Source organism: Streptosporangium sp. NPDC050284 (assembly GCF_044459525.1).
GTDB lineage: Bacteria > Actinomycetota > Actinomycetes > Streptosporangiales > Streptosporangiaceae > Streptosporangium.
The window spans coordinates 209,106-220,886 of sequence record NZ_JBITIZ010000009.1 but is presented as its reverse complement, the minus strand read 5'-3'; the positions used below and the strand labels follow the sequence as shown (position 1 = coordinate 220,886).

The following is an 11,781-nucleotide window of genomic DNA, read 5'->3' as shown; positions in this document are numbered from 1 at the left end:
CCCGGCGAGGACCCGACCACCGCCGCAGCGGCGACCGCCGGCGCGGAAGCGGGCGCGCGGCCTCTGATCCCGCGCTGGCTGCGCGGGACGGGAGGGGCGCCAGGTCACCGCGTCGGCCGTTCTCCGATTACCCAGGTCCTTCCGTTACACAGGAGCGGGCCGTACGTGTAGGTCCTGCCGCTCTCGGTGCCGGTGGCGACCAGCCAGCCGCTTTCCTTGGGCTCGAGTTCTCGACACATATCCTCGGGAAGACCCCGGCTCGTACCCCCTTCCGGTGCGAGAGTGGCGAAAGAGCCGCCACCGACCTTGTGTTTGATCGTGACGGTCTCCGCAGTGTGGTTGTAGATGTGAAACTGTTCATCGTCCCGGGGTGTACACGCACCGAGAAAAATCATGGAGATCACCGCCAGAGCCGTCGAACACAGGAGGGTCGGCGTCGGGCATGCTCCACGAGGTGTGTTCATGACGACCTCCTCGTTCCCGTCCCCGATGTTCACCCGTGGTGCCCGCCGCTTCTTTCAGCGAGCCAGGTGATGGTCATGTTCATCTGGGGAGCGCAGGATCGGCGACACGGTTCTCCTCGGAACACACTACAGTCGGCCGGAGTCGCGGTTCGCTGTCTCCCCGCCGACGACGTTTGAATCCTGACCCTCTGTCATCACCATGGGGTGAGTTATCACGCGTCGTCGGCACTTTCTCACCGTCACCGCGCCGGAGAGGCCGGGACAGAGCCTCTCCGGCGCAGTGAATCATTTACGGTCGCATCGAAACCACCCGGGCACGACCGATCACGGGATCTTCGAAGAAAAGAACGCACTCGTCGGTACGTCAATGAACTGTGTCCGATAGGCATCCGGGAAGAAGTAGCCACGAATCCGGCAGCTTGAATTCATTGCGCTTGTGCCCACTGTGTAGGAGATAGCGATTCTGCGGTCATCAGGGAAAACCCCCGGATGGATTCTCACCCCATGAACGGCGGAATATTTAGGGCTAGTCGCCGTCTCCGGCGGGGTGTACAGATCGACCATCTCCGACCCAAATCCCCATGCGGTCCTGGAAGGTATCGCGATAATTTTCCCCGGCGCCTGGGACGCGGGTGTGTGACGCACCAGCCAGAACAGGCCGTTGATGTGAACGACACTGAAATCCACTTCCGACTTCGGCAGCAGAGGCTTGGACGCAGAGCACGATTCCACCCATTGCGCGGATCCTCCGCTACCTACACCGGCGTAATATCGCCAGTGGGTCTGGTCGACGAGGCCGGAGGAACCCGAACCGGGCGCACGGGCGAGGTAGAGCGGCTTCTCAGCCTGGGCCCCGTCGGCTTCCCAGCCGTAGATGTAGGTGTATCCGTCGTGGTCCAGGAGCGAGGCCCCCCAGATAATCGGGTATGGAGCTCTGGCAGAGCAATCCTGCAGGCTTGTGGGAGCGGCGTTGATCACGTTTTGCGTTCCAAGGTCGTCAGCCGAGAACCTGGCATAGGCGCCACGTGTGTTCTCGTCCCCTATTCCCTCGTAGTAGAACTTGATCACCTCGTTGCCGAAGATCTTGGAGTCTCCGGTCCAATACTGTCCTCCCTCGCCCACTGGCGTTTTCGCGTACCGAGACCAGAAATCCGTGCCGGGGTCGGTCTCCCGGCAGGTACTGCCGCCAGTGATCGTACGCAGTGTCGACCCATTTTGGATCACCACTGAATTCCGGATGTAACTGGTCTCGTTACCGGCCGATCGCTTCGCGGGATCACCGAGGAAGGTGTCCGCGAAGAACCACGCCCGCTTCCCCTCAGGCAAGGGCAGGGACTGGGCCGCGTCACCGCCGCTCCAGTCCGCACACTTGGCATTTTCACCGTATGTCTTGAACATGTTGGTCAACGCGGCGTTGATCTGCGGCCCAGGTTCGGTGACCAGGGAGGCGCTCCAGTTCACCGACTCGTCGTTGGCGTCGTTGCCCGAGCCGGCCGACGCGGCGACCGTGTCGACGCGGGCGATGATCAGAGTGGCGACTTCCCCTGAGTTAAGGGCGATGGACGCGGATCCGGTGCTCTCGGACATGGTCGCCCGCGACCACTGCAACGGAGTTCGTGCCGCCAGTCCCGACCAGGTGACCAGCAGATATCGGAAATCCGGCGGCGAATGCTTGTTGCTCCCCGTCACGGTGATGTTAAGTTGCCCGTTACCTGAGGCCAGAGGGGTGAACTCCAGATATGAAGAACCTCCGGGCTGGATCACGGGTACCAGTCCTTCCGCCGAGCCCCCCCACGCCAAAGCCCTCTCCGTGGCACGAGCGGGACGGTTGTCAGGAGAAAGCTGATCGCGCCAGATAGAGGAGGCGTGCGGGTCACTGTAGCCGTCAGCGGCACCGAGAAAAGCGGTTAAATTCGTTGTTTTGGCCCCCAGTCGATAGTTGGCGACCGCGAAGCCCGCCAGTTCATTCTTGAAGTTCCGACCATAGCCAGCCAGGACTTGATCGATGGCTTCTATCGGAAGTTTGTCGCCCATCACCTGCCAGGTCTGCCGCACGAAGTCGAAAGCGGTCGCCTCGGTCAGATAATTCGCCAGGATGAATGCCCCGTACTGCCGTTTGGGACTGGTGCTCCACGGCGAGAGCGCTACGTTCAGCGCCTGCTCGGGTTTCTGTAAGAACAACGGCAGGTTCCACGCGTAGGCGTCCGACTGCGGACCAAAGGGGTTGATCTTCTTGTACACCTCGTGGGTGGCCCACTCCGCTGTGGCCTCCATCCACCAGTTGATGGAAGTCAGGTTGGCGCCCAAGTGCGTATTGGGCAAATAGTGATACTGCACGGCGTGAAACATCTCGTGGTAGGGAAGGTAGGTGTACCTCCAATGTTGCCGCGCGCCGGGGGTCGACGGAAACGGGTCGCCTGGATCGGGGGGAAGCAGGATCACCGGCCCTGCGGTGTCACTGCCAGGCCCTCCTGTGGGAATGGTGATGCCTGGATGATTGGGGTTGGCTCCACCGAAATCGAATCCGACGGCCACCTGGACTCCCTGGCCGGTGATGTCGTATCCCCAGGACTTGTACTGCTCCCACGCCTTGACAAGGTTGAAGGTGATGGAGTCGATGGCGTCGGGAATGTCGTTCCCGTCGCCGTCCACAGCCTGGACTCCATCTTCCGAAGTGAGACCGTCTACGTTGTAGTAGATTTCGAACCTGGTCGTCGTGTTCTCGGTGTGAAGGCAGGAGAAATCCTGCTCCAGGTAGACAACGGCGGCACCGCACTCTTTCCACGCCGCAGACGTCGTGGCGGACTCCGGTGGGGCAGAAGACCCCGTCACGATCGGGCCGGGGCTTTCGAAGGCGTCCTTCAGCCATAGCTTGGTCTCGGGGGACGCCTGCCGCTCGGCCAACGACAAGGCGTAGTAGAGGGCTAGGCCCGCCTCGTGCGGCACTCCCTCCTCCGCCCGCAGTCTCCTCGGGACCCTCTCCGGGTGCATGAGACGTTCGACCGAGTAACGTGCGTACTCGTCGACGCTGATCTCTCCGTGCTTCCACGCCTTGGAGAGCGGGTCGTCATCACCGAAGTCGGGTTTCTGCCCTGCCAACTTCCTGTGTGACTCGCTTTCCGGGCGTTCAACCGGCCGATACGCCGTTGGAGCGCCGGCCTCGTCGGGAGGGTGCAGTCGCACCGGCCCGCTCGCCGGATTTGGGGACGGGGACGGGCTCGCCATGGCGCCCGGCGTCGTGGATGACTGCAGGAAAGCCGCGAGCATACCGATCACCGTCAACGTCGCCACACGCATCCGGAAACGGTTTCCAGCTGAAAGCAATGGATTTTCCACCTGTCAAGAGAAGTGACGAACGAGATCACTCGTCAACGGGATGTCGATCCAGCCTGTCGGCAGAGGCTCCGCGGGTGCGAAAGGGCATCCGAAGCCGCTGCCCAAATCCACGCATGCGTCAGCGCCGGAGCAGATTCTGGCCATGACATTCATCACGCCGACGTTTGGGAGGCGTTATGGACAGGAGGCCGGCGTGAAGGCGACCGCGTCGAAAACCACGCTTTCGTCTCCCACACCATTGCCGTTGAGAGTGCTCAGCGATACTTTCGCCGAGCCGGAGAAGTTGAACACGCCGAGGGACACCCAGCGGTTCGCCCGCTGACCGGGATTCGCCTTGACAGGCCGCTGCGTGATCACTCGTGGTCTGATGCCCTGGGCGGTGTGGACGTCGTATCGGGCCTGTCTGGTGTACCCATAGTGGTCCGGCAGGTGGACGAAGATCTCTCTGAGCCCGTTGACCGGCTGGTCCAAAGTCCACGTGCCGATGACCCTCATGACCGCCCCGTTGTGGCCCGCGTTGCGCGTGTACGCGAACCACTGGTGGCCGCCGAAACCGTTGCCGAGCTGCTGGAAGTCCGCCTTGGCGGGAACCTTTCCCGCGGCATCCTTGCCGAACTCCAGGGTGAAGGTTCCCGAGTTGGTCCAGCCCGTGTTGTCGCAATTGCCTCGGACGGCGGGAGCGGTACGGGGGACGTCATCGACGATGAGGGCGCCGGACGGCAGGCCGGGAGTGAGGCACGGATACCAGAGATCCGTGGGTTCCTCGCGTTCGGTGGACGCCCAGGAAGGGTCCGAGTAGCGGATGGTGCCCTCGTTCCCGCACTGGACCGGGCAGCTCTTCCAGAGTTTCGGGATGTGCCACCAGCATTTGAAGTCCGCACGCAGACACGTGCCCCGAGGTGTGGAGGCCGGGTCCTCATGGTTGACGGTACCGGGCTGGCAGTTGTTGTGATCCCCGCCCGAGCTTCCCGGCGCGACACAGAACGCGCTGAGATCGACGACGGAAAGGTTCGCCTGCTGGATCACCGGGACTATCGCGGAACGATGGAGGGTGTCGTTCCACCAGGCGGGGTTGTAGCCTGCCTGTTCCTGGTACTTACCGAGATTCGTGTCCCAGTAGGTTTTGGTGATGGGCCAGGCGGCCCAGCCGAGTACCTTCTCCTGGTAAGGCCAGTACTGCGGGGTGGCGGCGTCCATGTAGGTGTTGCCGTCCAGGAATGGGTGGCGCCCCTGCTTCCAGATGGAGCTAGAAGGGTTGTTGGTCCAGCCGAGCCCCCAGGCGCCGTTGTTTGGCTTGCCTTCTGCGTCGTTGCCGTTGGCCTGCGCCCTGGGGTGCCAGCCGGAGTTGTAAGCCCAGATCGCGAAGTACCAATTCTCCAACTTGGAGGAATCACCGTTGTTGGCGATCATCTGTCCGCCGGTGTCGGTCCGGATCTGGTTCCACTTCTGGGTCAACGTACGCAGTCCTGCCGCGATGTTGGTGACGTAGTCGAGCGCCACGGCTTTCTGCTTCTCCACCGGCAGCGCAACCTCTCCGGGGCGTGTCGAGCCGGCTTTGCGCATCCCGTCGGTCTGCTGAGAGATGCCGTACCCGCAGTCCGCTTCGGTGAAGTCGATGGCCCAGTCGTTGGAGGGGTCGGTGTCGTAGATGTCGACCCCGTAGTAGTTGCCCACCAGCGGGTTGCCCGTCTCGCCTTCGGAGACCCGCCGCTGGGCCTGCCAGAGGTTCGACTCCTGAGCCAGGATGCCGAGCATGATGTTCGTCGGCACCCGTCCTCCGCCCTGAAGGTCCTCGGCGGGGAACATCGCCTGCGGAGACCACGATGCCAGTCCAGATCCTTTCCAGTTGGTGGGCCGCGTCAATGTCAGCCGTTTCTGCACGAGCTGATCGACCGCCCACTCCACCTGGCGCCAGTGCGGCTGGTACGTCTGCAACTTCGGATCATTGCGTGGAACCGCGCAGCTGTGACCCGCGTCGATCGGATCATCCGCGGCCGCGCTTGCCCGCGGACCGCTCCCGTCCTTCCCTGCCTGTTTCGCGATCTTGGTGAGCGTGGGATTCATCAGCGTGCCGGTACGAATCGTCGGAGTGGATACTGTTTTCGGCACCATCTCGAAGCTCAGCTTCGCCTTTGTCGCTGGGACCTCCGCTTTCACGTCGATCCGTTCGGCGCCGCCGTCGACCGCGCCATCTCTGCCGACACCGTCGATTCCGGTGCCCCTGGGGTCTCCGCGCAGTCCTTCTCGCAGGCCATGCCGGGCTGCACCGGTGATGACGAGTTCACCTCGAGACGAGACTTGACCGGTGGCCGGAGCGTTGAGGGCGGTCATCTTGCCGGGAAGTTTCTGAACCTTCTCCGCCTTGCCAACAAGAAAGACCGCGCCCTCGCTGCCCGCGCGGATCGAGAGTGCGCCCAAATCACCCTCGGCCAGGGTCCTGGTCTTACCGTTGTGGTAGTAGCGAACGGTCACACGACCCGCGGCCTCCTCGGCGAAGGCGATCCCTCCCTGGTCGTCCACCCGGATATCGAAGGGGACGGAGTCGGTCTCAGCCAATGTCCTCAGTTTCCCCGAGCCGGAAACCGAGACGAGGGCAGTGCCCCTGGCCACCGCGTAACCGTCCTTGTACGGGACCGCTGAAGTGATCTGCCCCGGAATGACGACGGGATCGGTGGTTCGGCCTTCGCCGGTCTTCACTCGGAGCAACCGGCTGGTGCGGTGCTCCTCATCGGCCCCCTGGGTGAGCGCGACGGTGCCGTCCGCCCCACAGCCGGGGTTGAAGTACGCCAGGGTGACCTGATCTTCGAGCTTGACGACTGCTCCGTTGTCGATGTCGACCACCGCCGCGAAGGCTCCTCGCGCGAAGAGTTCGGGTCTGTTGGTGAAATGGCGCGGAGCGTAGGCGACCATCATGCGGTTCCCCTCCCCGGTCAGGCAGGCGTTGCCGATCCATTGGTCGGTGTCCATCCCCGGCTCGCTGAGCGTGGCGACCGTGCGCCACTGGTAGCCAGCGTCCCCCCGTGCTACCAGGACGTGAAACCCAGTGGAATCACCCGCCGTGGCGAAGGCGAGATCCTTTGACGTCCTCCATCGCTTCGAAAGAACACGATCTCGCTGGCCGGGAACCACCTGCGAGATCTCCGGCGGCGGTCCAGGCGCCGGCGTCCCAGAATTCGATTGGGAAATCCCCCCTTCCCGAATACGCGCTTCCAAAGGGTCGGCCGCCGCACTCCCCTGAAGGGGCAAGAGCGCCCCAAAAAGGAGTGTTGCGGTCACACCGGAAACGAACGTCAATCTCTTCGATACCGTGCGTGACATAAGGAACCACCAAAGTGAGATAGAGGGATGGAGACGAATCTCGAAGCCGGGCCTCTCACCCCGAACGCTTTCGGCGATGCCGCATTTACTCAGAGCGATAAACGGCGCGTGATATGCAGAGAACCAAAGTCAGATGAGTATCACGCCTATTTTGGGAAGTCAAGGCAAACCTACTCCGATAAGGTGTTGCGTCCGCACCGACTCATTAGGCATCATGAATATGATCATCCGTTGACGACCTCGCTCCTCGCAGTGGGCGATGCTCCGTCCGTACTCCCGGAACTCGGGAAAGCCATTGGAGAATATTGACCGAAGAGTCAAGGACACCGACCTTCACAACAAAAAAGGTGGCACGTCACGTACTCAGATCACGAGAAGTTGTCATTCCGGGATCGAGTCACCCTGAATCGATCCCCCGGAGGCCGATCGAAGAGTGCCGTGGTCCGCGATTTTCCCCGATCGCTCTGAAACCCCAAAGTTTGGTCTGACCAGGCAGAAAGAGGAACGATATGCGATCCCTCGGTGCTCGAGCCACCCCTATTGCTCGCCGCGCGGTTCTACTCTTCACCGGCTTGGTCGTGGCCCTGGGCGTGCTACCGTCGACGGCGGCGCATGCCGACGGGATTTACCGGTGGCAGAACCAGCGCAACGGCGGGTTCCTGGAGGTATGGCTTTCATCGCACAGCAATGGCGCTCAAGTGATCACTTGGAGTAGCAACCCCGGCTCCAACAATCAGTGGTGGGCGGACTACAAGCTGACCGACGGTTACTACCTACTGCAGAATTACAACAGCTCGAAGCACCTGGACCGCTTCGACAGTCCCTCGTCCTCAGGCGATTGCAGCGCATATCAGTACAGCTCGACCGGTGACGACTGGCAGCGCTGGAGGTACGAAAGGATCTGGAGCGACTACCACGGCCGGTACTTCGTTCGCTGGATCAACAAATACGGTTGCAACGGCGATCCCTGGTGGGCCTTCCTCGCGGCGCACTCCGGGCAGTCGGACGTCTACACGTTCCAGGACGACGCCTGCGTGCCGGGCGCCATCCCAGACGCCTGCTACTGGCGAAGGAATGGCGAATGACCGTGATCGAGAAGAGGACGAACATGTTCACCAGGAAGCGGCTACTGGCCGCAACGGCCTTCGCGGCCTTGACGCTGACCGGATGCGGCGACCAGCAGTTCCAGGATGTCGGCCTGACTTCGGTGCAGCAGACTCCCGGCCCCACCGGTCCCACTCCCGCACCGACCGTTCCTTCCGAGACCGGTGGCCCGGCTCCGGTCGCGGAACCGTCCCTGGGGCCTGTACCTCGCATAACCAACGGCGACCGGGTCCCCATGCCACTCGATCCGTATATGACGTCGATGAACGACATCAAGACCATCGACATGGCCCGCGACATCGCGGGTGCCCAGTGCATGAAGAGGCTGGGATTCGATACATGGACTGCTGACACGATCCGCACCTGGGATCCGGCGTCCTACACCGAATTCGACCTCTTCGAATACCTCGACCCGAAGGCCGCGGCGGCGAACGGCTACCTCCCCGCCGGAGGCGGTTCTTCCCGTACCTCCGAAGAAGCCGACCGGAGCTCAGGACGTCAACCGACCAAGAGCGAACTCGAAGCCTATTCGGGCTCGGCCGCTCAGACGTCGAAGAAAGCCATCCCTCCCGGCGGCTGTTCGGGCGCCGCGGAAACCGAGATCTACGGGGACTCCCGCCGTCTCCCGGCCGACCCCCGTGAGCTGGCGGTAAGGTCCCGCATCCTGGCAAAGGGCGACAGCAGGGTAAAGACGGCGATTTCGGGCTGGCGTGCGTGCATGGCCAAGAGCGGCCTGCAGTTCGTCGATCCCGCACTCGCCTCACGTGACCCTCGATGGGTGTCACGTGACCCGGCCATGCCCGCTGGTGACGAGGAGAAGCGGGTGGCCAGCGTCGACGCAGAATGCCGGCTGGAGGTCAACCTGGTGGGAACCTACAAGACGGTGCGCGCCGCCTATGAGAAGCGCCTGCTGGAAGAGAACAAGGCCCAGCTCGATGCCGCGAAGACGGTTTTCGACACATGGCTGAGGAACGCCAGGACCATCATCGCGGAGGGCTGACCCCGGTGGAGGTCCTGATCCCGACGAAGCCGCCGGGATCAGGACCTCGACGGACGGAAGATCCAGGAAGTCCGCCGGTCCTACGAGCCGTGGCCAGCGGCCACGGCTCCTACCGGAGGCCGTCGAAGAGGTCGTCTTCTCGGTCGGCCGCCTCGGGGACGCGGTTGACCGCGCGGATGAACCCCTCGCTCCCGAAGGCCCGCTGCTGCGCCTCGAGGGGCATGCGCAGCATGAAGATGTTCTCCCCCTGGCTGGCGTGCGCCTCCAGCGCCTTGCGCTTACGCTCCACGTCGATCATCGCGGTGATCTGCTCCTCCGGGACCCCGAAGTCGTCGGGCAACTCCAAGTCCTCGAGGGCGACGCCGGTCGAGCGGAGGAACTCGAACAGCTCGCCGACCCTTTCGCGGGGCACCGCGGTGTAGTACTGAGGATGAAAGCTGGGCGTTATGACGGTTGGAGGGGCAGCCCGGTCTCGGCGATAAAGCCGTCCAGTAGCGTCGGCTGATACTGCATCTGTTTCAGTTTGCTGCGGATGACGAGGGTGAGCTGGTCGATATCGTCGACGGCGAGGTTGAGCAGCTTGTCACGCAGGCAAGCCCATACCCCCTCGGCCGGGTTGAGCTCGGGTGCGTAAGCGGGAAAACCGGTAGAGCAGCAGCCAATCGGGGTGCGCGTCGATGAACGTCGCGGCGCAGACGTGCGCGGGCAGCCCGTCCCAGACGACCATGATCGGCCCACCCAACTGCTGATGCGCCGCGCTCAGCAAGGCGGTCAGATCTCCCGGCCCGAACCCCTTTACTGCGATGGTAGGTGATCATCTGATAGATCAGCCGCGTGCGCATCCCCTGATTCACGCAGACCAGCCCGGCGATCGACATCCTGCCCGACGCGCTGCCCGGCACCGGCAGGATCAGAGTCTGCCCCCGCGGCGCCCAGGTCCGGCCCTTGGGCGGCCTCAGAGGTCGCCCGGCCTCATCGACGAAGACGACCCACGTGCCCCAGGCTGTCGCGACGTTTTTATAGCTGCTCTTCACCCGCGCACCATGTAGGACACCCCGAACACCGCCTTGATCAGTAGCCTGACCCTGGTCAGGGTCCATCGCTGATCAGCCTAAGGCCTGTCTGACAATTCGAAGTGGCGGAGCCAGAGCATGACGGATGCCAGGGTGACACCAGCGAGGTAACGGCTGGCGAGCTTGTCGAAGCGGGTGGCGATGGCTCGCCACTGCTTGAGCTTGGCGAAACACCGCTCTACCTGGTTGCGCTCCTTGTAGGTGACCGTGTCGAAGGCGGGAGGGCGACCTCCTTTGCTGCCCTTGCGCTTGCGGTTGGCGATCTGGTCCCTGCGCTCGGGGATGACCGCCCGGATACCCCGCCGCCGCAGGTGCAGGCGGATCTCCTTGGAGGAGTACCCCTTGTCGCCCAGCAGGCGATGCGGGCGGGTGCGGGGCCGGCCGATGCGGCGGCGCAGCCGGAACTTGGTCATCACCGCTTCGAAGACGGTGCAGTCCACGACGTTGCCGCCGGTCAGATGCAAGGTCAGCGGCAGGCCGTGAGCTTCGGTGATCAGGTGGAGTTTGGTGGTGAGTCCACCGCGGGAGCGCCCGAAGGCCTGTCGTCTTTGGGACTCTTTCGTATCGATCGTCCCGCCGTCGTTCCCCTTTTTCGGGCTCCGGCGGCGTGCTGGTGGGCGCGGGCGATGGTCGAGTCGATACTGACGGTCAGTTCGACGGTGCCGATCGAGTCGTCCTTGACCTGCAGGTCCTCCAGGATCCTGGCCCAGGTGCCGTCCTCGTCCCAGCGTTTGAACCGCTCGTAGCAGGTCTGCCAGGGGCCGTATCGTTCGGGGATATCCCTCCAAGGGGCTCCGGTACGCAGCCGCCACAGGATGCCGTTGATGACCTCGCGATGGTTGCGCCAGGGGCGTCCCCTGCCGTCCGTTACGGGCAGCAGGGGCTCGATCCGTTGCCAGGCCTTGTCGGTCAGTTCACCTCGTCGCACCACGAACGATCATCTAACCGTACCTGGGATGATCATTTATCAGACAGGCCTTAGCCGTACATGCCCGCGCCATCTCCCAGCTCCACCTCCAGCTGCTCCGGTTGCCCATCGCTCAGTCGGCATCTGCTGCTGGGCTCGTGAGCGGCCAAGGCGGCCTTGCCGTCCTCTGACCAGGCCCGGCGCCATTCACAGGCCGACTTGCAGGTGATGCCCCAGCAAACTGGGCCACCCGCGGCACACCGATTCCTCCGGCGAACAGGTCCGCGGCCCGCAACCGCAGCTCCTCACGCTGCGACCGCACCCGGGCGGACAAGCCCCCGCTTCTGTCCGCTCACCTCACACCTCCAGGTCTACACCCACACCGACAACGCACCGGAATCGGCCCCAAGCACACCGTTACGCCGAGATTTCAACCTCAGTACTTCTGTCTGACTGATAGGCATGGGAGTGACTCCGGTTCGACACCCATGAAGGTGCTCCTCCAGCTCGGCTTCGACCAGCGGAAGAGGCTTCCTTCGGGATCCCGGCGTCTCGACCTTCTTCACCTCCGGCAGGACG

The 11,781-nt window shown here is 63.3% G+C and carries 8 protein-coding genes and 1 pseudogene; 2 read left to right on the top strand and 7 right to left on the bottom strand.

All coding sequences use genetic code 11. The features are described from left to right. Nucleotides 1-104 precede the first annotated feature (104 nt). The 3 genes from ACIBH4_RS22240 to ACIBH4_RS22230 all read right to left on the bottom strand — a co-directional run bounded on the left by ACIBH4_RS22240 (nt 105) and on the right by ACIBH4_RS22230 (nt 7,076). Nucleotides 105-464, bottom strand: a complete 360-nt coding sequence (locus tag ACIBH4_RS22240; RefSeq protein WP_362768787.1) for a hypothetical protein — start codon at nt 462-464, stop codon at nt 105-107. Between the two features lie 324 nt (nt 465-788). Then, nucleotides 789-3,800, bottom strand: a complete 3,012-nt coding sequence (locus tag ACIBH4_RS22235; RefSeq protein WP_399172711.1) for a hypothetical protein — start codon at nt 3,798-3,800, stop codon at nt 789-791. Nucleotides 3,801-3,974: 174 nt separating this feature from the next. Next, nucleotides 3,975-7,076, bottom strand: a complete 3,102-nt coding sequence (locus ACIBH4_RS22230; protein ID WP_362768781.1) for a hypothetical protein — start codon at nt 7,074-7,076, stop codon at nt 3,975-3,977. A gap of 620 nt (nt 7,077-7,696) precedes the next feature. On the opposite strand from ACIBH4_RS22230, the gene ACIBH4_RS22225 reads away from it, so the two are divergent. Beyond that, on the top strand, nt 7,697-8,203 hold the full coding sequence (locus ACIBH4_RS22225; RefSeq protein ID WP_362768866.1) for an RICIN domain-containing protein: 507 nt from the start codon (nt 7,697-7,699) through the stop codon (nt 8,201-8,203). Continuing rightward, on the top strand, nt 8,200-9,222 hold the full coding sequence (locus ACIBH4_RS22220; protein WP_362768778.1) for a hypothetical protein: 1,023 nt from the start codon (nt 8,200-8,202) through the stop codon (nt 9,220-9,222). Before ACIBH4_RS22225 ends, ACIBH4_RS22220 begins: the two co-directional genes overlap by 4 nt. A gap of 109 nt (nt 9,223-9,331) precedes the next feature. On the opposite strand, the gene ACIBH4_RS22215 is transcribed toward ACIBH4_RS22220, so the two are convergent. The 4 genes and pseudogenes from ACIBH4_RS22215 to ACIBH4_RS22200 form a co-directional block, all read right to left on the bottom strand. Beyond that, nucleotides 9,332-9,634, bottom strand: coding sequence for a hypothetical protein (locus ACIBH4_RS22215; RefSeq protein ID WP_362768775.1), 303 nt, complete (start codon nt 9,632-9,634; stop codon nt 9,332-9,334). Nucleotides 9,635-9,666: 32 nt separating this feature from the next. After that, a complete protein-coding gene (locus ACIBH4_RS22210) occupies nt 9,667-9,960 on the bottom strand; it encodes a hypothetical protein (protein ID WP_362768772.1) in 294 nt (97 codons plus the stop codon). Between the two features lie 292 nt (nt 9,961-10,252). Next, nucleotides 10,253-10,321, bottom strand: a pseudogene (locus ACIBH4_RS22205) (hypothetical protein); the annotation flags it as partial. A gap of 12 nt (nt 10,322-10,333) precedes the next feature. Further along, nucleotides 10,334-11,223, bottom strand: a protein-coding gene (locus tag ACIBH4_RS22200; protein ID WP_362768864.1) for an IS5 family transposase whose coding sequence is annotated in 2 segments (ribosomal slippage) — nt 10,334-10,858 and nt 10,861-11,223 — 888 coding nt in all. Because the reading frame shifts where the segments join, the coding sequence is not laid out codon by codon here. Nucleotides 11,224-11,781: the final 558 nt, after the last annotated feature.

What these genes read in the sequence shown, in the direction of transcription:
- ACIBH4_RS22240 (WP_362768787.1), bottom strand. Translation starts at nt 464, where the DNA reads ATGAACACACCTCGTGGAGCATGCCCGACGCCGACCCTCCTGTGTTCG.
- ACIBH4_RS22220 (WP_362768778.1), top strand. Translation starts at nt 8,200, where the DNA reads ATGACCGTGATCGAGAAGAGGACGAACATGTTCACCAGGAAGCGGCTA.